Origin of the sequence: Bradyrhizobium sp. USDA 336 (genome assembly GCF_044908355.1) — a bacterium.
GTDB lineage: Bacteria > Pseudomonadota > Alphaproteobacteria > Rhizobiales > Xanthobacteraceae > Bradyrhizobium > Bradyrhizobium yuanmingense.
The window spans coordinates 4,368,682-4,393,608 of the sequence record NZ_JBIYDC010000002.1 but is presented as its reverse complement, the minus strand read 5'-3'; the positions used below and the strand labels follow the sequence as shown (position 1 = coordinate 4,393,608).

Sequence of the window (24,927 nt, the reverse complement as noted above, 5' to 3'; positions counted from 1 at the left end):
GCGAATGGAAGCTTCCATTCGCTACTCCCTATTCGCCACTCGCCAATCTCACTTCTTCACCAGCGGGCAGGCCGGGTCCGGCGGGCCGAACGCCTTGTCGCCGGAAATCGTCGTGAGGATCTTGTAATAGTCCCACGGATATTTGCTCTCCTCCGGCGTCTTCACCTGCACCAGCCAGAGGTCGTGCACCATCAGATTGTCTTCGCGAAGCTTGCCGTTGCGGGCGAAGAAATCCTCGATCGGCTTCTCGCGCATCTTGGCTGCCACTTTCAGCGGATCGTCGCTGCCGGTCTCCTGGATGGCGTTGAGATAGTGCATCACGCTGGAATAGACGCCGGCCTGCCACATCGACGGCATCCGGTTCATCTTGGCGAAATAGCGCTTCGACCATTCGCGCGTCTTGTCGTCCATGTCCCAGTAGAACGAGGTGGTCAGCAGCAGGCCTTGCGCCGCCTGCAGGCCGATGCCGTGGATGTCGGTGATCAGCGCCAGCAGCGCCGCCATCTGCTGGCCGCCCTTGAACACGCCGAACTCGGCGCCGGTCTTGATCTCGTTCATGTTGTTGGGGGGACCGGCGGCAATGCCGATGATCTTGGCCTTGGAGGCCTGCGCCTGCAGCACGAAGGAGGAGAGATCGGGTGTTGCCAGCGGCGGCCGCACCGAGCCCAGCACCTTGCCGCCATTGGCGGTGACGACGGCGGAAGCGTCGCGCTCCAGCGAATGGCCGAAGGCGTAATCGTCGGTGATGAAGAACCAGCTGTCGCCGCCGCGCTTGACCACCGCATCCGCAGTGCCGACCGCGAGCGCGCGGGTGTCGAACACCCATTGGATGGCGTAAGGCGAGCAGAACTTGCCGTGGAAGTCCGCGGTGCCGGTGGAGTGGGTGATGAACAGCCGCTTCTTCTCGTTGGCGATGGTCTGCACCGCGAGCCCGACCGCCGAGACGGGCACGTCCACGATCAGATCGACCTGCTCGACGTCGAACCAGCGCCGCGCCAGCGAAGCGCCGATGTCCGCCTTGAGCTGGTGGTCGCCGATCACGACGCTGATCGGCTTGCCGAGCACCTTGCCGCCGAAATCGTCGATCGCCATCTGCGCCGCGGTCACCGAGCCCTGGCCGGTCGGCGCCGAGGCCGGGCCGTTCATGTCGGTGAGCACGCCGATCTTGACGACGTCGTCGGAAACCTGCGCCGACGCCGCGCCGGACAGCAGGGTCGCCAGCAAGGCGGCCGCGACCGGCACTCCAAATCTGATTGGGTTCACGTTTCTCCTCCCTGATCCGGCTCATTGGCCGGTGTTGCTTGTCCGGGTATGGCCCGGTCGAATTGGTTTCTTTTGCAACTATTAGGGGGCTGGCGTCAATGTCAGGCTGCGAAGCGGATCTGTCCTGCGGGGGAGGGATCGTAGCCGGTCAGCTCCTCCGCGCGCTGGCGCAGCCGCCGCTCGTTCAGGAAGCGGAGCAAGGCCTGCATGGCGGGGCGGAAATAGCTGCGCTGCCGCATCGCGAGGTCGAGATTCTCCCAGACCAGCGGCACGAAATCGAGACCGGCCGAGCGCGCCGCGGAGCGCGTCGCGATGCCGCAATCGGCCTGGCCGGCGCGAACCAGCTCGGCCAGATCCGGGCCGGTCAGCGCCGGCGGCTCGATCCGGCGCAAGTCCCGCATCGAGGCGCCGGCGCGCCTGAGCAGCACGTCGAGCAGCATCTGCGCGCCCGTGCCCTGTTGCCGCATCGCCATCCGGGCCCCGGCTGCGAGCACGTCGGTCAGGCTGTGCAGGTGCTTGGGATTGCCGTGCGGCAGCAGGAGACCCTCTTCGCGGCGCACGAACGCGATCAGCACCGCATCATGCAGGTCTGGCGTGGTCCGCAGCGCTTCGATGCTGGCATCGCTGGCGACATTGTCGCCGGCGTCGAGCGCGTGGAAGTGCACCGCCGCAGCCATCACCTCATTGCGCTGCAAGCGCTCGAGCCCGCGCGCGCTGCCCTCGTTCATCGATCCGAGCCCCGAGCCGGACTCGCGCAGGCTCCAATCGAGCAGTTCGTCGTGGCTGCCGCCGACGACCGGCGGCGGCTCGGCGATCAACATGCCGGCCGGGCGCGCAAGGCCCGACAGGACCCAAAGGTCGAGCTCGTGCCGTGGGAACAGCCATTTTCCCGTCACCTTGCTGCAGGGGATCGCACCGGTGGTGACGAGTTCGTAAAGCTTGCGTTCGCCGAGCCGAAGGTAGTCGGCGGCTTCGCTGGTGGTCAGGAATTCCATCCTGCATTCCTATGCAAATTCTTGCTTCTTTTTGACGTCCGACGCAGGTGGAATTCTGCATTTCAGATATTTGTCGCGGGGAACCATGCCCGATCATCTCGCTGCTTTGCAACACGTCACGACGCGCGATCTCTGCTTTGGTGAACGATCCTAGAGAGATCGCGCGGGCGGTGCGCCGCGATGAAGTTGCCGAAATTTCCCGGCCGGCAGCGCAAAACGCGTCACGAGTGCGGCGCAATCGATCATCATCATGACGGCGTCAAACCTGAGGGAACCCGATCATGGGCCGCCTGTCCGTTGCACTTGCGCTTCTCTGCGGCCTTGCCGCAGGCGTTGCGGCGTCGGCCGCGGAGGAACGCAGCATCGTCCTCGCTTCGACGACGGCGACTCAGGAATCCGGGCTGCTCGACTATCTGCTATCGATCTTCCGCGACAAGACCGGCATCGACGTCACCGTGATCGCGCGGCGCGCCGACGAAGTGCTCGATGGTGCGCGGCGGGGCGAGGTCGACGTCGTGCTGATGCACGCGCGGCCTCAGGAGGAGAAGTTCGTCGCCGACGGCTTTGGCGTGAAGCGCTACGACGTGATGTACAGCGACTATGTGCTGATCGGGCCGAAGAGCGATCCCGCGGGCGTGAAGGGCAAGGACATCGCGACGGCGCTGAAGGCGATCGAAGCCAAGGGCGCGCCGTTCGTGACGCGTGGCGATCGGTCGGGCACTCATGCCGCGGAGCTCGCGCTTTGGATCGTCGCCGGCATCGACATTGCCGGCGCCAAGGGCGCCTGGTATCGCGAGGCCGGCCCCGGCATGGCCGCATCGCTCGGGGCCGCGCGCGCCGCCAATGCCTATGTGCTTGCGGATCGCGGCAGCTGGATCGCGTTCAGCGATCGCGGCGATCTCGACATCGTCGTCGAAGGCGACCGGCGGCTGCTCAACCAATATGGCGTGATGCTGGTGAATCCTGCGAAGTTCCCGAACGTGAAGAAGGACCTCGCGCAGACTTTCGTCGACTGGCTGACGTCGCCGGAGGGGCAGACGGCGATCGCCGGCTACAAGGTGGACGGACAGCAATTGTTCTTCCCCAATTCGGATAGGTCGGGCGGCTGAGGGTTGAGGCCGGCACCGCCGGCGGTTGCCAAACCGGACGATGCATGGTCCTCATGGCGCATGACCCAGCGCCTGCCGCCTTCGCTCACGCCGCTCGACACCGCGCTCGCCGCGCTGCTGCGGGGCGTTGATCCCGTCGCGCCGGTGGAGTTGCCGCTGGCGGACGCAATCGGCTGCATCGCGGCGGGTGCGCCGCTGCTTGCCGCCTATCCTTCGCGGGACGTTGCGGCCGTCGACGGTTGGGCGCTATCTGCCAACGATCTCGTCGGGGCGTCCGCTTACTCGCCTGTGCCGCTGGCAATGGCCCCCTTATGGGTCGAGGCGGGTGAGGCGATGCCGGCGGGATGCGACTGCGTGCTCGATGTCGACGCCGTGGAGACGTCGGGGCCGCTTGCCCAGGTGCTTGCGGAGGGCGCGCCGGGGCAGGGTGTCAGGCGTGCAGGCCGCGACATCGCCGCGCGCAGGGCCGTGGGGGACGCCGGCCATCCCATCCGTGCGGCGGACCTGTTGCTGGCGCGTGTGGCGGGCGTGGAGAAACTCGCCGTAAGGCGGCCGCGGCTGCGCATCGTCAATGTGCCGGGTGGAACGGTTACAGCGCAGACGATTGCCGGGATCGCGCACACAGCGGGATTGGATGTGGAAACGCATCAAGCGCATGCACGCGATAAAGCGTCGATCGCCGATGCGCTAGATGCGTCCTCCTGCGATGTCCTGCTGACCATCGGCGGTAGCGGCGTCGGCCGCCAGGACGCCGCCATCGCCGCCCTCGCCGGGCGCGGCGAGGTGATGGCGCACGGCCTTGCGCTGCAGCCGGGGCGCACCGCTGCGGTCGGACGGCTGGGGCGGGTTCCCGTCGTCGCCTTGCCCGGCTCGCCCGATCATGCGCTTGCAGCTTGGCTTGCACTCGTGCTGCCGCTCGTCGACGGTTTGTCGGCGCGCCGGCCGCGTCGAAAAGTGTCGCTGCCGCTTGCGCGAAAAATCGCCTCCAGCGTCGGCATCACCGAGATCGCTTTGCTGGCTGAGGAACATCGCGCCTGGATGCCGCTTGCCGTGGGCGAATGGTCGCTTCAGGCCATCGCCCGTGCGGACGCATGGCTGCTCATCTCCGCCAGCGACGAGGGATTTGCGGCAGGTACATCGATCGATGCGTATCTGATGCGGGCGTGATAAGGGGTCTGGCATGACGATGATCCCGAAATCACCGGACCGCAGCGCGCTCGAGCAGGAGCAGTTCCTCAAGATCCTCTCGCGCGAGGAGGCCTTGGCGCGCTTCGAGGCGGCCTTGTTCCCGCGCGCGCTTCGCACCGAAATGCGGAAGCTCGCAGCCGGGCTGGGCGCGGCCCTTGCCGAAGATGTCACGGCGCCGATCGACGTGCCGCCGTTCGACCGCTCCAATGTCGACGGCTTTGCCGTGCGCTCCGCCGACCTCGCGGCGGCCGGGGAGGGCGCGCCCGTGCGCCTCGCGCTGAATGGCGAGACCGTTCATTGCGGGACCGCGCCGACCCTGCAGGTGGCGGCTGGAACCGCAACGGCGATCGCCACCGGAGGTCCGTTGCCGCGCGGCGCCGATGCCGTGGTCATGGTCGAGCACACCCAGCCGGCCGGCCAGGATGCGATCGATGTCCGTCGCGCCGTGTCGCCGGGGCAATTTGTCTCGTATGCCGGGTCCGACATTGCGCGCGGCGAGGCGCTGCTGCGCGCCGGCACCATCATCGGCTCGCGCGAGATCGGCATGCTGGCGGCTTGCGGCATCGCCGAGGTGGGTGTCGCGCGCAGGCCGCGGGTTGCCGTGATCTCCACCGGCGATGAGCTGGTTCAGCCCGGCGAGGTGCTCGGGCCCGCCGAGATCTACGATACCAATGGCGCCATCGTCGCGGCCGCGATCGACGAAAACGGTGGCGAGGCCGTCTTCCTCGGCGCTGTTCCGGACGACGAAGCCAGGCTCGAAGCCGCCATGCGCAACGCGCTTGCGGAAGCCGACATGCTGGTGCTCTCGGGCGGCACGTCGAAAGGCGCGGGCGATCTCTCTCATCGCATTATCAGCCGGCTCGGCGCACCCGGCATCATCGCCCATGGCGTCGCGCTCAAGCCCGGCAAGCCGTTGTGTCTTGCGGTGTGCGACGGCAAGCCCGTCGTGATCCTGCCGGGCTTTCCGACCTCGGCGATGTTCACCTTCCACGACATGATCGTGCCGGTGCTGCGCAGGATGGCCGGATTGCCGCCGCGCTCCGATGCCAAGGTGATCGCAACGGTGCCGGTGCGCATCGCCTCCGAGCTCGGCCGCACCGAATTCGTCATGGTCTCGCTGGTTGAGGGCCGGGAGGGCCTCATCGCCTATCCCTCCGGCAAGGGGTCTGGTGCGATCACGTCCTTTGCTCAGGCGGACGGCTTTCTGCGCATCGACGCACTTGCCGACCAGATGCCGGCCGGCACCGAAACCGAGGTGACGCTGTTCACGCCGCATGTGCGCGTGCCGGATCTCGTCATCGTCGGCAGCCATTGCACCGGCCTCGATCTCGTCACGGCACAGCTGGCGCATGCCGGCCTGACCGTACGCTCGATCGCGGTCGGCAGCCTCGGAGGATTGGCGGCGGCAAAGCGTGGCGAATGCGATCTCGCGCCGATCCATCTGTTCGACGACCGCAGCGAGACCTACAACACGTCCTATCTCGTCGAGGGAGTCGAGCTGGTCGCCGGCTGGCGGCGAATGCAGGGCATCGTCTTCCGCAAGGACGACAGACGTTTCGAAGGTCTTGGTGCAAAGGACGCCGTTGCGGCGGCGCTCGCTGATCCCGCCTGCATCATGGTCAACCGCAACCAGGGCGCCGGCACCCGCATCCTGATCGACCGGCTGCTCGGCGGCGCGCGGCCGGAAGGCTACTGGAACCAGCCGCGTTCGCACAATGCGGTCGCGGCGGCCGTCGCGCAGCACCGGGCCGATTGGGGCATGACCATTGCGCCGGTCGCCCACGCCGTCGGCCTCGGTTTCATTCCGCTGGCCGAAGAGCACTACGATTTCGCGCTGGTGAGTGCGCGAAAGCAACGATCGGCAGTGCAGGCTTTTCTCGACGCACTCGGCTCGAACGAGGTACGCGCGTCGCTCGCGCGAGCGGGCTTCCGGCCCGCATAGACGAGGGACCACGACGCGGCGTTCGACCCAGGAGAGGTCTACGGCTACGATGCCTTGTCGGTACGGCTGGCCGCCTGAGCGGCCTGCTCTCGCTTGCGCTCACGATCCTCGGCCTCGGCAAGCGCGCGCCGCGCGGCGGGCGGCAGCGGCTTTGGATCCGGCGGCACCTCGACGATGTCAGGCTTGCTCAGCTGCCTCGTGCGATCGATCGTCTCGGAGAGATCGAAGACGAAATCGACGAATTCGAAGATCGTATTCAAGAGAGGGGCGGCCATGGCTTCGTCCGGGGAATGTCCAGACCTGTGGTCGCTCCCGTTTCAGGTCCGGTTCACGACGTCATGAACTTGGCGGGGCGCCGAAGCGACCAAGGAACATGAGCCAGGTCATGACTGCATCGACGCCCCTCAATTTCCGCAAGATCGCTGCTCTCGTCGCGGCGGCCGGCACGCTGTTCTGGCTCTACACCTTCCATTACATCGCGAATGTCCCGCCCGGGGACGGCAGCGGCTTTCAATGGCTCGCGGTGTTTCCGCTGGGCATGGTCTTCGGGGCGTTCTTCCTGCCGGCCTGGGTGCTGGTTGCGATCGGCCGTTTGCCGCGCTTCACCACTGCCGTCGGCATTTGCGGCCTGATCGCCTTCGCGATCATCTGGGCGCAGCTCCTCAACGAGTTTCCGAAATCATAGAGCCGCTAGGACGCGTCATCCAGCGCCGCCAGCCGCTCGGCCTCGGTAATGTCCTCGACCGTGTTGGCATTGAAGAACGGATCGAGCGGCTCGTTCGGCCAAGTCACCGTTGCGAGCGGATAGCGCGCGGTCCAGCGGTCGATCTTGCGGAGGTCTTCGTCCACAAGCGCGTGGCGCAGCTCCTCGCGCAAGGCGACGCGCCACAGGCCGATCACCGGATGCGACTGCTCGCCTGAGGCTGCGACCGCAAGCTGCGCATTCTCACGCGCGCGCGCCTCATGCAGCTGCGCGACGAGGTCGCGCGGCAGGAACGGGCAATCGCCGGCGGCGCTGAGCACCCATTCGATCTGCGGCCGGTTCGCCGCGGCCCAGTCGAGCGCCGCGAGGATGCCGGCCAGGGGACCGGGGAAGCCGGGCACGTCGTCGGCGACGACCTGCAGGCTGAACGCGGCAAAGCGGGCGGGATCGCCGTTGGCGTTGAGGATCAGTCCGCTGCACTGGGGCGCAAGGCGCGCGATCACGCGTTCCAGAATGGTGCGGCCGCCGATGGTGCGCATCGGCTTGTCGCCGCCGCCCATGCGCCGCGCGAGCCCACCGGCGAGCAGCACGCCGAGAGTCGGCGGAACACGCGCCGCGGAAATGTCAGTCGTCACCGCCTTCACCCTTGCGCTTGTGCTTGGCCGATTCCTCCTCGACATAAGCGAGGTTCTGGTCGTAGACGATACGCTCTTCGCCTGCGAGCACGATGAAGCGTTTGCCCCGGGTGCGTCCGACCAGCGTCAGGCCGACCTGCCTTGCGAGATCGACACCCCAGGCGGTGAAGCCGGAGCGCGACACCAGGATCGGAATGCCCATGCGCACCGTCTTGATCACCATCTCCGAGGTGAGGCGCCCCGTGGTGTAGAGGATCTTGTCGGACGCGTCGACGCCGTGGCGGTACATCCAGCCCGCGATCTTGTCGACGGCGTTGTGGCGGCCGACATCCTCGGTGTAGCAGAGCGGGGTGCCTTCCTTGCACAGCACACAGCCGTGGATCGCGCCGGCCTCCAGATAAAGCGAGGGCATGGTGTTGATGGTCTGCGTCATCTGGTAGAGCCAGGAGGTGCGCAGCTCCGCCTTGGGCAGCGCGACGCTCTCGACCGCCTCCAAGAGGTCGCCGAAGGCGGTGCCCTGCGCGCAGCCGGAGGTCTGCGTGCGCTTCTTCAGCTTGGCTTCGAAATTGGTGTGGTGTGAGGTGCGCACGACGACCACCTGGAGGTCGTCGTCGTACTCGACCTCGGTGACCACGTCGTTATATTTCAGCATGTTCTGGTTCAGCAGATAGCCGAGCGCCAGATATTCCGGATAGTCGCCGATCGTCATCATGGTGACGATCTCCTGCGCGTTCAGATAGAGCGTCAGCGGCCGCTCCATCGGCACCTTGATCTCGACCCTGGCGCCGGTCTGGTCGGTGCCGGTCACGCTCTGGGTCAGGCGCGGGTCGTCCGGATTGGGGACGATCAGGGGCACCGGGGCTTTGTCGATCTTCATCATGGCGGCGAGGTTAGCATGACATTCGGGTCAAGCCGATATAAGCATGGCGGGGAGAGAGCGAAATGCCGCCTTGTCGTCATTGCGAGCGCAGCGAAGCAATCCAGGATCTTTCCGCAGCGGCAGTCTGGATTGCTTCGCTCCGCTCGCAATGACGGGGAGGGGATGGTGGTTCCATCGGCGAGCGCTGGTTGCTGGAAAAGAGAGCTGGAATGAAAGTCATCGGCCTTGCAGGCTGGAGCGGTGCGGGCAAGACCACGCTGTTGACGCGGCTGATCCCGCATTTCCACGCGCAGGGCCTGCGCGTCTCCGTGATCAAGCATGCGCATCACCAGTTCGACGTCGACGTGCCCGGCAAGGATTCCTGGCGCCATCGCGAGGCCGGCGCGGCGGAGGTTCTGGTGGCCTCGTCGAAACGCTGGGCGCTGATGCATGAGCTGCGCGGGGCGGCGGAGCCGCGGCTGCCGGAGCTGCTCGACAAGCTCTCTGCGGTCGATCTCGTCGTGGTCGAGGGATTCAAGCGCGAGCCGCACCGCAAGATCGAGGTGCATCGTGCCGCCAACTGCAAGCCGCTGCTGTTTCCGGACGATGCCGGAATTGCCGGGATTGCGACCGACGTCGCGATTGACACGAGGCTCCCGACTGTCCATCTCGACGATATCGAAGGCGCCGCGGCATTGATGCTACGGGCGGCGATGCCGGTCGAGGAAGCGGTAGCAAGAAGCGCCGCGACACGCTGACGAGGCACCATGGCGCAACTGTCGGACGATTGCTTTGCCTTTGGCGGCCCGATGATGTCGGTCGACGAAGCCGTCGACCTCATCACGACGCGCGTCAACGCCATCGTCGATCTCGAGACGGTGGCGCTGGTCGATGCCGACGGGCGCGTGCTCGCGCGCGATGTGGCCGCGCCTTTGCCGCTGCCGCCGTTCACCAACTCCGCCGTTGACGGTTACGCCGTGCGCAATGCCGACCTACCGGCAAGCGCAGAGCAGGCCTTCCCGCTTGACGGCCGCATCCAGGCCGGCGGCCTTGCGCAAGCGCCGATCAAGCCCGGCCACACCGCGCGCATTTTCACCGGCGCCCCGATGCCGCCGGATGCGGAGACCGTCTTCATGCAGGAGGACGTCCGCATCGATGCTTCAGGCAGGATCGTGCTGCCGCCGGGGCTGAAGCCCGGCGCAAATGTGCGGCCTGCAGGCGAGGACATTCCCCAAGGTCAGGTCGCGCTGCGCGCCGGCCAGCGCCTGCGGCCGCAGCACGTCGCCCTTGCCGCCGCGTTCGGCCTGGCGAAGCTCGACGTCGTCAGGCGCATCCGTGTCGCCGTGTTTTCGACCGGCGACGAGCTCGCCTCGCCCGGCGAGCCGCGCGCCGCCTCGCAATTGTTCGATTCCAATCGCTTCATGCTGATGGCGATGCTGCGGCGGCTCGGCTGCGAGGTCAGCGATCTCGGCATTCTGCGCGATGAGCGAGCGTCGCTGGCGTGCGGCCTGAAGCAGGTCGCAGGCGACCATGACCTGATCCTCACCACTGGAGGCGTCTCGACCGGCGAGGAGGATCACGTCAAGGCGGCGGTGGAGAGCATCGGCTCGCTGGTGCTGTGGCGGATGGCGATCAAGCCCGGTCGTCCCGTGGCGATGGGCATCATCGACGGCACACCGCTGATCGGACTGCCCGGCAATCCCGTCGCGAGCTTCGTGACATTCGTCCACGTGGTGCGCCCGACGGTGTTGGCGCTGGCGGGCGCCTTGCCGGAGCCGCTCTTGGCGATCCCGCTGCGCGCGGCGTTCACCTACAAGAAGAAGTCCGGCCGGCGTGAATATGTGCGCGCCTCGCTGCGGCGCGCGCAGGACGGCGGGCTCGAGGCGATCAAGTTCCCGCGCGAAGGGGCAGGGCTCCTATCCTCGCTGGTCGAGACCGATGGCCTCGTCGAACTCGGCGAGGACATCACGAATGTCGAGCCGGGGCAGGACGTCGGCTTCCTGCCCTATGCCAGCCTTATCTGACGCCTCCTGCCGTTGACGCAGCCGCTCCGCCTCGCCATGGTGCGGCCATGACCAGGACGACACTCGATCTCACCGGGCTGAAATGCCCGTTGCCGGCCCTCAAGACGCGCAAGGCGCTCAAGCCGCTCAAGGCAGGCGACCAGCTCGAAGTTCACTGCACCGATCCACTCTCGGTGATCGATATTCCCAATCTAATCCGCGAGACCGGCGACAAGGTCGAGATCACCGAGCGCAACGAGGCGCGCATCGTGTTCCTGGTCGAAAAGAGCGACGCCCCGTAGAACGGGGAATGTTCACGGCGGCGGCCTTTGCGCTCCCGCCGCGCCTCAAGCGAAGTCGATAGGACTTCGCTATCGCAGCATGAGACGCCTTTATTGATCTCCCGGCCAATTCGGGCTTGGCTCGGCCTTGCTCAAGAACGCAGGGCCGTGCTGGGCTCCGTTGAGCCGTGCAGCGTAACCACTTCCGCCAGCGTGATAATTTTCTTGGCATCTGGCATGCCAAGGGATAGAAGTGGAGTCCTGATAAGGACGAGATCGAGACGAAGCGATGAGCCACGAGGACGTGCACAAGGTCCGCTCCTTCGAGCATCCCGGTGAGGGACGCCGACGCGCCAAGGCGACTCCCAAGGGGCGGCAGGTCGATCCCACGGCCGCGCACGAGATCGAGCTGTTGCTCGGCGACAGGCCGCGACGACGCGATCTGTTGATCGAATATCTGCACCTGATCCAGGACAAGTATCACCAGATCTCGGCGGCGCATCTGGCCGCGCTCGCCGACGAGATGAAGCTCGCCTTCGCCGAGGTGTTCGAGACGGCGACCTTCTACGCGCATTTCGACGTGGTGAAGGAAGGCGAGCCCGACATTCCCCCGCTGACGATCCGCGTCTGCGATTCGCTCACCTGCGCGATGCTTGGCGGCGAGAACCTGCTCGAAGATCTGCAGAGCGCGTCAGGTCCCGGCATCCGCGTCGTGCGCGCGCCCTGCGTTGGCCGCTGCGACACAGCGCCGGCCGCCGAGGTCGGGCACAATTTCGTCGACCATGCGACCCTCGCCGATGTGATGGCGGCGGCAAAGGCCGGCGATACTCATACGCATCTGCCCAAATATACCGAGTATGATGCCTACGTCGCCGGTGGCGGCTACAAGCTGCTCAATCGTCTGCGCTCCGGCGAATTGTCGAAGGACGATCTCCTGAAGGCGCTCGACGACGCTTCGCTGCGCGGCCTTGGCGGCGCCGGCTTCCCCACCGGGCGCAAATGGCGCGCCGTGCTCGGCGAGCCCGGACCGCGGCTGATGGCGATCAACGGCGACGAGGGTGAGCCCGGCACGTTCAAGGACCGCTATTACCTCGAAACCGATCCGCATCGCTTCATCGAGGGTATGTTGATCGGCGCCCACGTGGTGCAGGCGAGCGACGTCTACATCTATCTGCGCGACGAATATCCGGCCTCGCGCGAGATCCTCCAGCGCGAGATCGCAAAGCTTCCGCCGGGCGGCCCGACGCTGCACCTGCGCCGCGGCGCCGGCGCTTACATCTGCGGCGAGGAATCCTCGCTGCTGGAGAGCATCGAGGGCAAGCGCGGCCTGCCCCGGCACAAGCCGCCTTACCCGTTCCAGGTTGGCCTGTTCGGCCTGCCGACGCTGATCAACAATATCGAGACGCTGTGGTGGGTGCGCGACATCGTCGAGAAGGGCGCCGATTGGTGGAAGGGCCATGGCCGCCACGAGCGTCACGGCCTGCGCAGCTTCTCGGTCTCGGGCCGCGTCAAGAATCCCGGCATGAAGCTCGCGCCCGCGGGCATCACCGTGCGCGAGCTGATCGAGGAATATTGCGGCGGCATGGCCGACGGCCACCAGTTCTACGCCTATCTGCCGGGCGGTGCGTCTGGCGGCATTTTGCCTGCAGCGATGGACGACATCCCGCTCGATTTCGGCACGCTGGAGAAATACGGCTGCTTCATCGGCTCGGCTGCGATCGTGATCCTGTCGCACAAGGACAGCGTGCGGTCGGCCGCACTGAACCTGATGAAGTTCTTCGAGGACGAGAGCTGCGGCCAGTGCACGCCGTGCCGCGTCGGCACCCAGAAGGCGGCGCTGCTGATGCAAAGGCCGGTCTGGAACCGTGCCTTGCTGGAAGAATTGAGCCAGGCGATGCGCGATGCCTCGATCTGCGGGCTCGGACAGGCGGCATCGAATCCGCTGTCTTCCGTGATCAAATATTTCCCTGACGAGTTCAAGGAAGCGGCCGAATGACCAAGATTACGTTCGAACTCGATGGCAAGCAGGTCGAGGCCAAGCCCGGCGAGACGATCTGGCAGGTCGCAAAGCGGCAGGGCCGCGACATTCCGCACCTCTGCTATTCGCCGGCGCCGGACTATCGCCCCGACGGCAATTGCCGCGCCTGCATGGTCGAGATCGAGGGCGAGCGCGTGCTCGCCGCGTCCTGCAAGCGCACGCCGTCGGTCGGCATGAAGGTGAAGACCGAGAGCGCTCGCGCGACTGCTGCGCAGAAGATGGTGATGGAGCTGCTGGTCGCAGACCAGCCGGCGCGCGAAACCAGCCACGATCCGAAGTCGAAATTCTGGCACTGGGCCGAGACCACTGGCGTCACCGAGAGCCGCTTTCCCGCCGCCGAGCGCTGGGCCACTGATGCCAGCCATCCGGCGATGCGCGTCAATCTCGATGCCTGCATCCAGTGCGGCCTGTGCGTGCGCGCCTGCCGTGAGGTCCAGGTCAACGACGTCATCGGCATGGCCTATCGCAATGCCGGCGCCAAGATCGTGTTCGACTTCGACGACCCCATGGGCGAGTCGACCTGCGTTGCCTGCGGCGAATGCGTGCAGGCCTGCCCGACCGGCGCCTTGATGCCGGCCGTGATGCTCGACGCCAAGCAGACCCGCGTCACCTATGCCGACAAGAAAGTGGATTCGCTCTGCCCGTTCTGCGGCGTCGGCTGCCAGGTCACCTATGAGGTCAAGGACGAGAAGGTGATCTATGCGGAAGGCCGCGACGGCCCCGCCAATCACAATCGCCTCTGTGTGAAGGGGCGCTTCGGCTTCGACTACATCCACCATCCGCATCGCCTAACGAAGCCGCTGGTGCGGCTGCCGAACGCGAAGAAGGACGCCAACGACCAGGTCGATCCGGCGAATCCGTTCACGCATTTCCGCGAGGCGAGCTGGGAGGAAGCGCTCGACATCGCCGCCAAGGGCCTCGTCAAGATCCGCGACGAGAAGGGCGTGAAAGCGCTGGCCGGCTTCGGTTCGGCCAAGGGCTCGAACGAAGAGGCCTATCTGTTCCAGAAGCTGGTGCGCACCGGCTTCGGCTCCAACAACGTCGACCACTGCACGCGTCTTTGTCACGCTTCGTCGGTGGCGGCGCTGTTCGAAGGCCTCAGCTCGGGCGCGGTGTCGGCACCGTTCTCTGCTGCCATGGACGCCGAGGTCATCATCGTGATCGGCGCCAATCCGACGGTGAACCATCCGGTTGCGGCGACGTTCATCAAGAACGCGGTCAAGCAGAACGGCGCAAAACTGTTCGTGATGGATCCGCGCCGGCAGTCGCTGTCGCGGCATGCGACCAAGCATCTGCAGTTCAAGCCGGGGTCCGACGTCGCGATGCTGAACGCGATGATCAACACGATCATCACCGAAGGCCTGACCGACGACCAGTACATCGCCGGCTACACCGAGGGTTTTGAGGACCTCAAGGAGAAGATCAAGGAGTTCACGCCGGAGAAGATGGAGCCGATCTGCGGCGTCCCGGCGCAGATCTTGCGCGAGGTGGCGCGCACCTATGCGCGCGCGAAATCGTCGATCATCTTCTGGGGTATGGGCATCAGCCAGCACGTCCATGGCACCGACAATGCACGCTGCCTGATTGCGCTCGCGCTGATCACCGGTCAGGTCGGCCGTCCCGGCACCGGCCTGCATCCGCTGCGCGGCCAGAACAACGTGCAGGGCGCTTCCGATGCCGGCCTGATCCCGATGTTCCTGCCGGACTACCAGCCGGTGGGGCGCGATGATTTGCGCGGCAGCTTCGAAAAGCTCTGGCAGCAGGATCTCGATCCCGTCCGCGGCCTGACCGTGGTCGAGATCATGAACGCGATCCATGCGGGCGAGATCAAGGGCATGTATATCGAGGGCGAGAATCCCGCAATGTCCGATCCCGATTTGCAGCACGCGCGCCAGGCGCTTGCAATGCTAGATCATCTCGTGGTGCAGGACCTCTTCGTCACGGAGACTGCTTTCCATGCCGACGTGATCCTGCCGGCCTCGGCCTTCGCCGAGAAGGACGGCTCCTTCACCAACACCGATCGCCGCGTGCAGCTGGCGCGTCAGGTGATCAAGCCGCCCGGCGATGCGCGCCAGGATCTCTGGATCATCCAGGAGATCGGCAAGCGCATGGGCTTGCCGTGGAACTATGCCGGACCCGGCGACGTCTTCACCGAGATGGCAGAGCTGATGCCGTCGCTGAAGAACATCACCTGGGAGCGGCTGGTGCGCGAAGGCGCGGTGACCTATCCGGTCGACGATCCGAACAAGCCCGGCAACGAGATCATCTTCACCACGGGCTTCCCGACTGCGAGCGGCCGCGGCAAGATCGTGCCGGCCAAGGTCATCCCGCCGGACGAGATTCCCGACGACGAATATCCGATGGTGCTCTCGACCGGCCGCGTGCTGGAGCACTGGCACACCGGCTCGATGACGCGCCGCGCCCAGGTGCTCGACCAGATCGAGCCCGAGGCGGTCGCGTTCATGTCGCCAAAGGACATGCGCAACAAGAAGCTGGTGCCCGGCGATTTCATTCGCCTGGAGACCCGCCGCGGCGCCGTCGAGGTCAAGGTCCGCTCCGACCGCGACGTGCCGGAGAACATGGTGTTCATGCCGTTCTGCTACGCCGAGGCGGCGGCGAACCTGCTCACCAACCCGGCGCTGGACCCGTTCGGCAAGATCCCGGAGTTCAAGTTCTGCGCAGCGCGGGCCGAGCGCGCCGAGATGCGGGACGCCGCGGAATAAGGGGATGCCTCGTCATCGCGCACGAGGCTTGCCACAAAACGGGTGTCATTCCCCGCGACGGCGGGGAATCCAGTACACCGCGGCCTTTCGGTTCAATCGCAGACGTCGCGGAATACTGGATCGCCCGGTCAAGCCGGGCGATGACAGCTATTGCGGTGCTAGGTTGTCCCACACAGTCGATGCTTCGTTGCTTCGCTCCTCGCAATGACGGTGGTAAATACCGTCCATGTCCAAAGTCACCCCCGCCACACGCGCACTCGCGGCCGCCGGTGTTGCCTTCACCGTTCACACCTATGACTATGATCCCGACGCCGAGAGCATCGGGCTCCAGGCGGCGGCCGCGCTCGGCGAGGACCCGGCGCGCGTCCTGAAGACGCTGATGGCGCTGGTCGACGGCAAGCCGGTCTGCGTGGTCGTGCCGTCCGACCAGGAAGTCTCGATGAAGAAGCTGGCGGCGGCGGCGAGCGGCAAGTCGGCGCAGATGATGAAGCCGCCCGAGGCCGAGCGCGTCACCGGCTACAAGGTCGGCGGCATCAGCCCGTTCGGGCAGCGCAAGCCTGTGCGCACCGTGATCGAGCAGAGCGCGCTTGCGCATGATCTCGTCTATCTCAACGGTGGCCAGCGCGGCTTGCAGGTGCGGATGAAGCCCACCGGCGTGCGGGATGTTCTGAAGGCGGTCGTGGCGGATGTGCTGGCTTGAAGGCGATGGGGGCGCGATCATGAGGTGGCCACTGTTGCTGTGGCTTCAGGTCCTGCTCTGCCTGCCGGCCGAGGCGCATCAGATCAACCTCGTGACGGCGCGCGTGGCGCTGGCCGGCGATCGCACGGTGAGCGTCGAACTGGGACTGAAGGGCAGCGATGTCGATCGCCTGGTCGGTTCGCGGATCTATGATGCGCGCCAGGACGCGGTCGATCCCGCCGCAGTCGAAGCGGCCAGGGCCACGATCCTCGACTATCTCGACAAGCACCTGGTTGTGACGGGCGGCGGCACGGCTTGCCCGCGCCCCAACGCCGCGATCCTGCCCGATGGTGACGGGGTGATCTATCGCACCAGTTTCGCTTGCGCGAACGCGCCCGGCGACATCGTCTATCGTTCCACGGTGCTGACCGAGCGGGACAAGACCGCGCGCCAGGTGGCGCTGATCGCGCAAGGAAAGTCCGAGGCGCAGGCCTTGCTCGATGCCACCACGACGACGGTCACGCTCTCCACCGCGCCGCCGTCGCTGTGGACGACGATGCAGCGCTATGTCGTCACCGGAATCGAGCACATCTTCCTCGGCTACGATCACATCGCATTTCTGGTTGCAGTCGTTTTGTGGGCGCGCAGGCTCGTTCCCGTCATCAAGATCGTCACCGCCTTCACCATCGCCCATTCGTTGACGTTGTCGCTGGCGGCGTTGAACATCCTGGTCATCCCGAGCCGCATCGTGGAGCCCGCGATTGCGGCTTCGATCGTGTTCGTCGCGGTCGAGAACTTCTTTTCGCGCGACGTCGACCGGCGCTGGCGTGTGGCTTTTCTGTTCGGCCTGATCCACGGCTTCGGCTTCGCCGGCGTGCTTCGCGAGATCGGCCTGCCGTCCGATGCGATCGTTCCAGCGCTGGCCGCCTTCAATGTCGGCGTCGAGATCGGGCAGATCGCGATCGTCGCGCTGATGTTGCCGGCGCTCGGCTTGTTGGACAGGCTGACCGCGGTCGGCCGGGAGGAGCCGGCGCGGGCGGCGGGGCTGGTGTACGCCATGTCCGGCGGGATCGGTCTTCTCGGCGGATATTGGCTCCTGATACGTGTGTTCGAGGCGTGATCGCGTCGGCGATCGGCTTATTGCTTCTGCAACAATTTCAGCCGGCAGCGCAGCGCCTCGCGAATATGCGCGCGAGCGAGCTGCTCGGCCTTGTCGCCGTCGCGCGCGGCGATGGCTGCAATGATCGCCTGATGCTCGCCATGGCTCGTCCTGGGGCGGCCAGTGACCGTGAACGTGGTCGGGCCGAGCAGGGCGATCCAGTCCTGCAATTCCCGCGAGGCGTTGTCGAGATAGCGGTTGCGCGCCGCGCGGCAGATGGTCTCGTGGAAGCCACGGTTGAGCCTTGCCATTTCGGCGGCATCGTTCGCCTCGACGAAGGCCTGCTCGATATCGCGGAGCGCGTCGATCTCCGGCGGAGAAGCGTGCTCGGCGGCAAGGCGCGCGGCGGCGCCTTCCATGATCTCACGCATGGCGTAGAGCTCGAGCACCTCGGAGATGTCGAGATTGCGGACGATCAGCCCGCGGCCGCCGGCAGGCGCGACGAAGCCGCGCGCGGCGAGCCGGCCCAGCGCTTCCCGCACCGGCGTGCGACTGACCTTCAGCCGCCGGGCGACCTCTTCCTCACGCAGCCGGTCGCCGGCGCGGTAGCTGCCGGCCTGGAGCGCCTCGCACAGCGAGCGGAACACGGCTTCGCCGAGCGCAACGCCGCCGCCGCGTGCGATCGTTCCACTTGAGCCTGCCGGACGCCTGGCCATTATCCCTCGACGCGCATCCTGCCATGCAGAGACGCCGCTTGCACCATCAATGTATATCTTTGTATACAAAAGTGCGCAATGGCGGATTGAGGCCGATTGCGGGAAAAATGTCTCCAACTTCGCCGCACCGGGCAGACGGGATGAGCACCAAATACGACGTGCTGGTGATTGGCGGCGGCAATGCAGCCCTGTGCGCGGCGATCAGCGCGCGGCGCGGCGGAGCGTCAGTGCTGGTGCTCGAGGCCGCACCAAAATTCTACCGCGGCGGCAACACCCGCCACACCCGCAACATGCGCTGCGCCCATGACGCGGCGACCGAAATCCTCACCGGACCCTATACCGAGCAGGAGTTCTGGGAGGACCTGCTGCGCGTCACCGGCGGGCAAACCGACGAAGTGCTGGCGCGCCATATGATCCGCGAATCCAAGAACATTCTGAACTGGATCGTGGAGCAGGGCGTGCGTTGGCAGCCTTCGCTCGGCGGCACGCTCAGCCTCGGCCGCACCAATTCCTTTTTCCTCGGCGGCGGCCGGGCCATGCTGAACGCGCTGTATCTGACCGCCGAGCGGCTCGGCGTCGCCGTCGAATACGACGCCGAGGTGACCGATCTCGCGATCGAGAACGGCATGTTCCTCGCCGCGCGCCTGAAGCGGCCGATCGAGGGCGAGACCGAAATCCGTGCTACCTCGCTGGTTGCGGCGGCCGGCGGGTTCGAGGCCAACATCGAATGGCTGAAGCAATATTGGGGCGAGGCCGCCGACAACTTCCTGATCCGCGGCACGCCGTATAATCGCGGCTCCATCCTGAAGATGCTGCTCGACAAGGGCGTGCAGGAGGTCGGCGATCCCACCCAATGTCATGCGGTCGCGATCGATGCCCGCGCGCCGAAATTCGACGGCGGCATCATCACGCGACACGACTCCGTCGTGTTCGGCATCGTCGTCAACAAGCACGCCCAGCGCTTCTACGACGAGGGCGAGGACATCTGGCCGAAGCGCTACGCGATCTGGGGCCGGCTGGTCGCGGCGCAGCCCGACCAGATCGCCTACATCATCTTCGATTCCACCGTCGTGACCAGCTTCATGCCGACGCTGTTTCCGCCGATCGCGGGGCAGACGATTGCGGAGCTCGCCGGCAAGCTCGCGCTCGATCCGGTCGCGCTGGAAAAGACCATGACCGAGTTCAACGCCGCGGTGCGGCCCGGGACCTTCGACCACACCATTCTGGATGATTGCGTGACGGAGGGCATCACGCCGCCCAAAACGCATTGGGCGCGCCGGATCGAGACGCCGCCTTTTCTCGCCTATCCGGTGCGGCCCGGCATCACCTTCACCTATCTCGGCACGCGCGTGAACAAGGAGGCGCGAATGCTGATGAAGGACGGCAAGCCGTCCGCCAACATGTTCGCGGCCGGCGAGATCATGGCCGGCAATGTGCTCGGCAAGGGTTATGCGGCCGGCATGGGCATGACCATCGGCAGCGTTTTCGGGCGGATCGCAGGACGGGAAGCGGCGAAACATGCACGGAACTAGAATTTTGGACGAAGCCGACCGTCTGATGACGGTCTGCAATTCCTGCCGCTATTGCGAGGGCCTGTGCGCGGTGTTTCCGGCCATGGAGATGCGCCGCGCCTTCTCGGACGGCGATCTCAACTACCTCGCCAATCTCTGCCATTCCTGCGGCGCCTGCTATGTCGACTGCCAGTTCTCGCCGCCGCACGAATTCAACGTCAACGTCCCGAAGACGCTGGCGGTTGCGCGCGCGGAGTCCTATGCGGCCTATGCCTGGCCGCGGGCGCTCTCCGGCACATTTGCGCGCAACGGCCTCGTCATCAGCATCACCGCCGCGCTCAGCATGGCTGCCTTCATCCTCGGCTTTGTGGCCGTGAACGACCGCAGCGTGCTGTTCGGCGTGTATACCGGCCCCGGCGCCTTCTACAAGCTGATGCCGCATAATGTCATGGTAGCGGTGTTCGGCGCTGCCTTTCTCTATGCCATGCTCGCCCTCGTCATGAGCGTGCGCGCCTTCTGGCGCGACATCGGCACACCGATCGGCGGCCGCGCGGACCGCCGCTCGATCTTTCAGGCGATCCGCGACGCCGGCGAGCTGCGCTATCTCGATGGCGGCGGCGTCGGCTGCTACAACGAGGACGACAAGCCGACCGACCGGCGCAAGCTCTATCACCACCTGACCTTCTACGGCTTCCTGCTATGCTTCGCAGCGACCTCGGTCGCAACGCTCTATCATTATCTGCTCGGCCGCGAGGCGCCCTATCCGTGGTGGGACCTGCCGGTGGTGCTCGGCACGCTCGGCGGCATCGGCCTGATCGTCGGGCCGATCGGCCTGTTCGCCGCCAGGCTGCGGCGCGATCCCGCGCTGCTCGACGAGTTCAGCTACGGCATGGATGTCGGCTTCATCGCCATGCTGTTCCTGACCGGGCTCACCGGAATGCTGCTGTTGGTGCTGCGCGAGACGAGCGCGATGGGGCCGCTGCTCGCGCTGCATCTCGGTGCCGTGTTCGCATTGTTCATCACCATGCCCTACGGCAAGTTCGTGCACGGCCTTTATCGCTTCGCCGCGCTGGTGCGCTATGCGCAGGAGCGGCGGACGGCGGCGTGACCCGCGCGCCGCCCGTCTCGCAACCTCTCACGCCACCTCGCGCTCCGGCGGGGATCCCTGCTCGCGGGCCATCGTCGTGGCCGTGACATAGTCGGTCTTGCCGGTGCCGAGCAACGGCACCTTGTCGACCACCATGATCGCCGCGGGCACGGTCAGCTCGGAGGCGCCGATCGCCTTGGCCTGGGCCTGCATCGCACTGCGCTCGGCGTTCTTCTCGGTCGTCAGCAGCACGATGCGCTCGCCCTTGCGCTGGTCGGGGATCGACACGGCGACGGATGCCGCCTGCGGCCATAGCGACGCCGCGATGGCTTCGACTGCCGACAGCGAGACCATTTCGCCCGCGATCTTGGCAAAGCGCTTGGCGCGGCCCTTGATGGTGATGAAGCCGGCCGCGTCGATCGAGACGATATCGCCGGTGTCGTGCCAGCCGTCGGGGAGCGTTTCGAGCACGCCGGGATTTTCGGCCCTGAGGTAGCCGAGCATCACGTTCGGGCCGCGCACCGAGAGGCGTCCGCCTTCCTCGATGCCGGGGACCGGATCGAGGCGGCTTTCCATCAGCGGGGACAGGCGTCCGACGGTGCCGGGGCGGTTGGCCATCGGCGTGTTCATCGCCAGCACCGGCGCCGTCTCGGTGACGCCATAGCCTTCGAGGATGCGAATGCCGTAGCGCTCCATGAAGACCTGCCGCGTGCGGTCCTTGACCGCCTCGGCACCGGCGATGACGAGGCGCAGGGTGCGGAAGTCGTAAGCGTGCGCCGAGCGCGCATAGCCGGTCAGGAACGTATCCGTGCCGAACAGGATAGTAGCGCCGGTCTGGTAGATCAGCTCGGGCACGATCCGGTAGTGCAGCGGCGAGGGATACATGTAGATCGGAATGCCCGCCAGCATCGGCATCATCATTCCGCCCGTGAGTCCAAACGAGTGGAACACCGGCAGCACGTTGAACACCTTGTCATTGGCATTGGCGTCGACCCGCGCCAGCGCCTGCGCCGCGTTGGCGAGGATGTTGCGATGGGACAGCACCACGCCCTTCGGCGTGCCTTCCGAACCCGAGGTGAACAGCACGACGGCGGGATCGTTGGCCTGGCGGGGCACGCGCGGCATGGTGCCGGCGAGCAGGCCCTTGATCTTGTCGGCGAGGCCGATCGAGGCGCGGACGTCCTCGAGATAGACGACGCGCGCTTCCGCCGCGATCGCGGTCATCAGCTTGTCGAGCTTGCCTTTCTCGATGAAGGCCTTCGAGGTCAGCACGGTCCTGACCTGCGCGGCCTTCATCGCGGCGAGCACGTTGACCGGCCCGGCCGAGAAGTTGAGCATCGCCGGCACCCGGCCGCTGTTCTGCAGCGCCATGAAGACGACGGCAACGCCCGCGGAGTTCGGCAGCAGCACGCCGACATTCTCGCCGATTGCGGTGCCGTTCTCGAGCTTACGGCTCAGGACCTGCGCGCCGAGGATCAGCTTGCGATAGGTCAGCTTGGTGCCGAGCGCGTCCTCGATGATGACCTTGCCGGTGTCGCGGTCGCGATAGGCGTGTCCGAGTGCCTCGAACAGCGTGTGATCGAGCATGGCGTTCTTGACGAGGGCGTCGATCATGACGTCCTGCAGCGCGGCGCCGGCGGCGTTGCGGCGGGCCTTGCCCTTGAGCGTTTCGTCAACCGGAAGCTTGACCGGCGGCAGGATCGTCACGGTCACGCGCGGAAACCAGGACCGCTTGATCTGGCTGGAGTTGAGATAGCTGAGATAGGAGCGCTGCGCGCCTTCGATCCGGACCGGCACGACCACGGCGTCGGCCTTGTCCGCGATCATCGCGGTGCCGTCATACACCTTCATCAGCGAGCCGGAGACGGTGATGCGTCCCTCAGGGAAGATCACGACAGGCTCGCCCGCCGCCACCAGCTTGATCAGGTCGCGCGCAGCCAGCGGCTTGGTCGGGTCCATGGTGTAGTGCTTGACGGCGCGCAGGAACGGCTTGGCCCACCACGCCTTGGCGATGCCAGTGTCCACCGCAAAGCTCGCGTCGATCGGCAGCACGGCGTGCAACAGCGGGCCGTCGATCAGGCTGACATGGTTCGGCGCGATCAGCATGCGCGTGCCCGGAGGTGGCAGGTTTTCCAGCCCGCGCACCTCGGTCCGGAACAGGGCACGGAACAGAAGCCCGCCGGCATCGCGCACGCCTTCCTTGCCCCACTTGGTCAGCACGAACCACACCGCGCCGAAGCTGGCGAGCCCGAGGCCGAAGAAGATCCAGCCGATATGCAGACCTGCCGCCTGCAACAGCGCGACGAACAGCGAGCCGACCACCATGAAGGCAGCCTGCAGCACGTTGCCGGCGGCGATGATGCGGGCGCGCTCGGAAGGTTGCGACCAGGCCTGGACCGCGGCAAAGGACGGCACGACGAACAGGCCGCCGCCGAAGGCGAAGGCGACGAAGTCGGCCAGCATGCGCAGGCCACCGAACGAAGTCGCGAAGCCGAGCGCGGTGATGTCTTGCCCCTTGGTGGTCACGCCGATGGCGAAGGCGAGATCGAGCCCGGCAAAGCCCATGATGATGGCGCCGATCGGCACCAGCGCGAGGTTCGGGCGGACATGGCTGAGGCTGGCGGCAAACAGCGAGCCGATCGCGATGCCGATCGCGAAGATGGCAAGGCACAGCGTCACGACGCCCTCGGTGCCGCCGACCACCTCCTTGATCAGCGCCGGCAGCAGCGACAGCACGATGGCGCCGACTAGCCAGAACCAGGAAACGATCACGGTGCCGTCCCACAGGCGATGGTCGGCACGAAGCGTCCTGAGCAGGCTCACCGTCGAGGTCCAGGGATTGGCATCGACACGCAGGTCGGGAGCGGAGGGTGTTGTTTGCGGAATGCGGGCGGCGAAAGCCCAGGACAACAGCGCAAGCGCCACCACGGCGGAGGCGACCCAGCCCATATGTGCCGAGCCAGCCACGAACTGGCCGCCGGCGACCGTGCCGAGCAGGATCGCCATGAAGGTTGCGCCTTCGACCAGCGCGTTGCCGGTCGCGAGCTCGCCGAGCTCGAGCTGGTCCGGCAGCATCGCATATTTCACCGGGCCGAACAGCGCGGCGATGGTGCCGAACAGCGCGAGCGCTGCGAACAGCAGCGGCACCGAATGCAGAAAGAAGCCGGCAGCGGCGAAGCAAGCTGCAAAGATCTCGACGAATTTGAGCCGCCTTGCGACGACGGATTTGACGTACTTGTCGGCGAGCTGGCCGCCGAGCCCGGACAGGATGAAGTAGGGGAAGATGAAGACGGCGCCTGCCACCGTCACCAGGGCATCGCCGTGACTCGTCGCTGCGCTGTAAAGCAGGATGATGACGAGCGCGTTCTTGAGCACGTTGTCATTGAGCGCCGAGAAGAATTGCGCCCAGAACAGCGGCGCGAAGCGGCGTGACGACATCAATTCCCTGATCATGACTGGTCCTGTTTTGGCAAGGCAGACTGAGGTTGTTACGTTGTCTGTGAAACGTCACGACCGGAAGCATAGGGCGAACGATTGCGCGGCAACCAAGTTGCTGGCCTGCTCTGTCCCCTCGGTTCCTCCGATCCTGTTGGTCTCCAATCGGCATCGTTAGGTTCGCAAATATCCGGTCGAGGCCGGGCGGAGCGGCCTCGCTCGCCCGGATATGGCGCCGGGCGATGAAGGAAAGACTGACCCGCATCGTCGAAATCCGCCGGATCGGCCACGCCCGTCCGGACATGGTTAAGTCCATCCTTGCAGCCGGCGCTTGCATTCGAGCCGACCCGCGTGCACGTGCCTCAGGTGAGATGGGCGAGGTGGCGAAACGGCGAGAAGCGGCCGAGCAGGCTGAACCGGCGCTGCTCCTGACGCGCACGGGCACGATTGGTCCGCCACAGCCGGAAGGTCGCCCGGCGCTCGGCGAGCACACCTGCGACGTCGCAGGCATTGGCGATGCGATTGATCGGCGCCATGGCCAGCCGCAGCAGGGCCCGGCCAAAGCCGGCGACAAGGGCGGCGGCGTCATCGACGAAGGTGGTGGCGATCTCGACAGCAAGGGTTTGCATTTTCCAGGTCTCCAGGTTAAATTGAACAATGT

20 protein-coding genes are annotated in these 24,927 nt (G+C 66.0%); 13 read left to right on the top strand and 7 right to left on the bottom strand.

Annotated elements, in window-relative coordinates; translation table 11 throughout:
* Positions 1-48: 48 nt before the first annotated feature.
* Together ABIA45_RS21430 and ABIA45_RS21425 are read right to left on the bottom strand one after the other, a co-directional pair.
* Positions 49-1,263: an ABC transporter substrate-binding protein gene (locus tag ABIA45_RS21430; protein WP_036026621.1), complete on the bottom strand. Its 1,215-nt coding sequence runs from the start codon at positions 1,261-1,263 to the stop codon at positions 49-51.
* 101 nt (positions 1,264-1,364) lie between these two features.
* Positions 1,365-2,258, bottom strand: a complete 894-nt coding sequence (locus ABIA45_RS21425) for a helix-turn-helix transcriptional regulator (protein ID WP_271538656.1) — start codon at positions 2,256-2,258, stop codon at positions 1,365-1,367.
* A 281-nt stretch (positions 2,259-2,539) separates the two neighbouring features.
* On the opposite strand from ABIA45_RS21425, the gene ABIA45_RS21420 reads away from it, so the two are divergent.
* The 3 genes from ABIA45_RS21420 to ABIA45_RS21410 are packed head-to-tail and all read left to right on the top strand — an operon-like array spanning position 2,540 to position 6,497.
* Positions 2,540-3,367: a substrate-binding domain-containing protein gene (locus ABIA45_RS21420; protein WP_404653535.1), complete on the top strand. Its 828-nt coding sequence runs from the start codon at positions 2,540-2,542 to the stop codon at positions 3,365-3,367.
* Between the two features lie 60 nt (positions 3,368-3,427).
* On the top strand, positions 3,428-4,534 hold the full coding sequence (locus tag ABIA45_RS21415; RefSeq protein ID WP_404653533.1) for a molybdopterin-binding protein: 1,107 nt from the start codon (positions 3,428-3,430) through the stop codon (positions 4,532-4,534).
* A gap of 13 nt (positions 4,535-4,547) precedes the next feature.
* Entirely contained in the window at positions 4,548-6,497 is a 1,950-nt protein-coding gene (locus tag ABIA45_RS21410) for a molybdopterin biosynthesis protein (protein ID WP_404653532.1), read from the top strand.
* A gap of 44 nt (positions 6,498-6,541) precedes the next feature.
* Here the strand turns inward: ABIA45_RS21410 and ABIA45_RS21405 are convergent, their stop codons facing one another.
* Complete coding sequence (locus ABIA45_RS21405) at positions 6,542-6,772, bottom strand: hypothetical protein (protein WP_404653530.1); 231 nt, start codon at positions 6,770-6,772, stop codon at positions 6,542-6,544.
* 110 nt (positions 6,773-6,882) lie between these two features.
* Here ABIA45_RS21405 and ABIA45_RS21400 point away from each other — a divergent pair, with 110 nt between their 5' ends.
* Complete coding sequence (locus tag ABIA45_RS21400; protein WP_109145958.1) at positions 6,883-7,182, top strand: hypothetical protein; 300 nt, start codon at positions 6,883-6,885, stop codon at positions 7,180-7,182.
* Positions 7,183-7,187: 5 nt separating this feature from the next.
* Here the strand turns inward: ABIA45_RS21400 and mobA are convergent, their stop codons facing one another.
* Positions 7,188-7,844, bottom strand: a complete 657-nt coding sequence (mobA, locus tag ABIA45_RS21395; protein WP_404653528.1) for a molybdenum cofactor guanylyltransferase MobA — start codon at positions 7,842-7,844, stop codon at positions 7,188-7,190.
* The gene (gene fdhD, locus ABIA45_RS21390) at positions 7,825-8,715 is read right to left on the bottom strand and encodes a formate dehydrogenase accessory sulfurtransferase FdhD (RefSeq protein WP_036026616.1); all 891 of its coding nucleotides are present in this window, start codon (positions 8,713-8,715) and stop codon (positions 7,825-7,827) included. The genes mobA and fdhD overlap by 20 nt, the downstream gene beginning before the upstream one ends.
* A gap of 209 nt (positions 8,716-8,924) precedes the next feature.
* Between fdhD and mobB the strand changes: the two genes are divergently transcribed.
* From mobB to ABIA45_RS21355, 7 genes are all read left to right on the top strand, one after another.
* Positions 8,925-9,452 (top strand): molybdopterin-guanine dinucleotide biosynthesis protein B, encoded by a 528-nt coding sequence (gene mobB, locus ABIA45_RS21385; RefSeq protein ID WP_404653527.1) that lies wholly within the window; start codon positions 8,925-8,927, stop codon positions 9,450-9,452.
* A 9-nt stretch (positions 9,453-9,461) separates the two neighbouring features.
* Positions 9,462-10,718 (top strand): gephyrin-like molybdotransferase Glp, encoded by a 1,257-nt coding sequence (gene glp, locus ABIA45_RS21380; protein ID WP_271538638.1) that lies wholly within the window; start codon positions 9,462-9,464, stop codon positions 10,716-10,718.
* Positions 10,719-10,765: 47 nt separating this feature from the next.
* On the top strand, positions 10,766-10,999 hold the full coding sequence (locus ABIA45_RS21375; RefSeq protein WP_036011410.1) for a sulfurtransferase TusA family protein: 234 nt from the start codon (positions 10,766-10,768) through the stop codon (positions 10,997-10,999).
* A 268-nt stretch (positions 11,000-11,267) separates the two neighbouring features.
* Positions 11,268-12,974 (top strand): NADH-ubiquinone oxidoreductase-F iron-sulfur binding region domain-containing protein, encoded by a 1,707-nt coding sequence (locus ABIA45_RS21370; RefSeq protein ID WP_404653526.1) that lies wholly within the window; start codon positions 11,268-11,270, stop codon positions 12,972-12,974.
* On the top strand, positions 12,971-15,739 hold the full coding sequence (gene fdhF, locus ABIA45_RS21365) for a formate dehydrogenase subunit alpha (protein ID WP_404653525.1): 2,769 nt from the start codon (positions 12,971-12,973) through the stop codon (positions 15,737-15,739). The genes ABIA45_RS21370 and fdhF overlap by 4 nt, the downstream gene beginning before the upstream one ends.
* Before the next feature lie 226 nt (positions 15,740-15,965).
* Positions 15,966-16,439, top strand: a complete 474-nt coding sequence (gene ybaK / locus ABIA45_RS21360) for a Cys-tRNA(Pro) deacylase (RefSeq protein WP_157285465.1) — start codon at positions 15,966-15,968, stop codon at positions 16,437-16,439.
* 19 nt (positions 16,440-16,458) lie between these two features.
* Entirely contained in the window at positions 16,459-17,538 is a 1,080-nt protein-coding gene (locus ABIA45_RS21355) for a HupE/UreJ family protein (RefSeq protein ID WP_271538630.1), read from the top strand.
* A gap of 17 nt (positions 17,539-17,555) precedes the next feature.
* On the opposite strand, the gene ABIA45_RS21350 is transcribed toward ABIA45_RS21355, so the two are convergent.
* A complete protein-coding gene (locus ABIA45_RS21350; protein ID WP_404653523.1) occupies positions 17,556-18,233 on the bottom strand; it encodes a GntR family transcriptional regulator in 678 nt (225 codons plus the stop codon).
* A 140-nt stretch (positions 18,234-18,373) separates the two neighbouring features.
* Between ABIA45_RS21350 and tcuA the strand changes: the two genes are divergently transcribed.
* Entirely contained in the window at positions 18,374-19,765 is a 1,392-nt protein-coding gene (gene tcuA / locus ABIA45_RS21345; RefSeq protein WP_404653521.1) for an FAD-dependent tricarballylate dehydrogenase TcuA, read from the top strand.
* Entirely contained in the window at positions 19,752-20,852 is a 1,101-nt protein-coding gene (tcuB, locus tag ABIA45_RS21340) for a tricarballylate utilization 4Fe-4S protein TcuB (RefSeq protein ID WP_404653520.1), read from the top strand. The genes tcuA and tcuB overlap by 14 nt, the downstream gene beginning before the upstream one ends.
* Before the next feature lie 27 nt (positions 20,853-20,879).
* On the opposite strand, the gene ABIA45_RS21335 is transcribed toward tcuB, so the two are convergent.
* Positions 20,880-24,284 (bottom strand): acyl-[ACP]--phospholipid O-acyltransferase, encoded by a 3,405-nt coding sequence (locus tag ABIA45_RS21335; protein WP_404653518.1) that lies wholly within the window; start codon positions 24,282-24,284, stop codon positions 20,880-20,882.
* Between the last annotated feature and the right edge of the window lie 643 nt (positions 24,285-24,927).

What these genes read in the sequence shown, in the direction of transcription:
- ABIA45_RS21425 (WP_271538656.1), bottom strand. Translation starts at nt 2,258, where the DNA reads ATGGAATTCCTGACCACCAGCGAAGCCGCCGACTACCTTCGGCTCGGC.
- ABIA45_RS21420 (WP_404653535.1), top strand. Translation starts at nt 2,540, where the DNA reads ATGGGCCGCCTGTCCGTTGCACTTGCGCTTCTCTGCGGCCTTGCCGCA.
- ABIA45_RS21415 (WP_404653533.1), top strand. Translation starts at nt 3,428, where the DNA reads ATGACCCAGCGCCTGCCGCCTTCGCTCACGCCGCTCGACACCGCGCTC.
- ABIA45_RS21410 (WP_404653532.1), top strand. Translation starts at nt 4,548, where the DNA reads ATGACGATGATCCCGAAATCACCGGACCGCAGCGCGCTCGAGCAGGAG.
- ABIA45_RS21405 (WP_404653530.1), bottom strand. Translation starts at nt 6,772, where the DNA reads ATGGCCGCCCCTCTCTTGAATACGATCTTCGAATTCGTCGATTTCGTC.
- ABIA45_RS21400 (WP_109145958.1), top strand. Translation starts at nt 6,883, where the DNA reads ATGACTGCATCGACGCCCCTCAATTTCCGCAAGATCGCTGCTCTCGTC.
- fdhD (WP_036026616.1), bottom strand. Translation starts at nt 8,715, where the DNA reads ATGATGAAGATCGACAAAGCCCCGGTGCCCCTGATCGTCCCCAATCCG.
- mobB (WP_404653527.1), top strand. Translation starts at nt 8,925, where the DNA reads ATGAAAGTCATCGGCCTTGCAGGCTGGAGCGGTGCGGGCAAGACCACG.
- glp (WP_271538638.1), top strand. Translation starts at nt 9,462, where the DNA reads ATGGCGCAACTGTCGGACGATTGCTTTGCCTTTGGCGGCCCGATGATG.
- ABIA45_RS21375 (WP_036011410.1), top strand. Translation starts at nt 10,766, where the DNA reads ATGACCAGGACGACACTCGATCTCACCGGGCTGAAATGCCCGTTGCCG.
- ABIA45_RS21370 (WP_404653526.1), top strand. Translation starts at nt 11,268, where the DNA reads ATGAGCCACGAGGACGTGCACAAGGTCCGCTCCTTCGAGCATCCCGGT.
- fdhF (WP_404653525.1), top strand. Translation starts at nt 12,971, where the DNA reads ATGACCAAGATTACGTTCGAACTCGATGGCAAGCAGGTCGAGGCCAAG.
- ybaK (WP_157285465.1), top strand. Translation starts at nt 15,966, where the DNA reads ATGTCCAAAGTCACCCCCGCCACACGCGCACTCGCGGCCGCCGGTGTT.
- ABIA45_RS21355 (WP_271538630.1), top strand. Translation starts at nt 16,459, where the DNA reads ATGAGGTGGCCACTGTTGCTGTGGCTTCAGGTCCTGCTCTGCCTGCCG.
- ABIA45_RS21350 (WP_404653523.1), bottom strand. Translation starts at nt 18,233, where the DNA reads ATGGCCAGGCGTCCGGCAGGCTCAAGTGGAACGATCGCACGCGGCGGC.
- tcuA (WP_404653521.1), top strand. Translation starts at nt 18,374, where the DNA reads ATGAGCACCAAATACGACGTGCTGGTGATTGGCGGCGGCAATGCAGCC.
- tcuB (WP_404653520.1), top strand. Translation starts at nt 19,752, where the DNA reads ATGCACGGAACTAGAATTTTGGACGAAGCCGACCGTCTGATGACGGTC.
- ABIA45_RS21335 (WP_404653518.1), bottom strand. Translation starts at nt 24,284, where the DNA reads ATGATCAGGGAATTGATGTCGTCACGCCGCTTCGCGCCGCTGTTCTGG.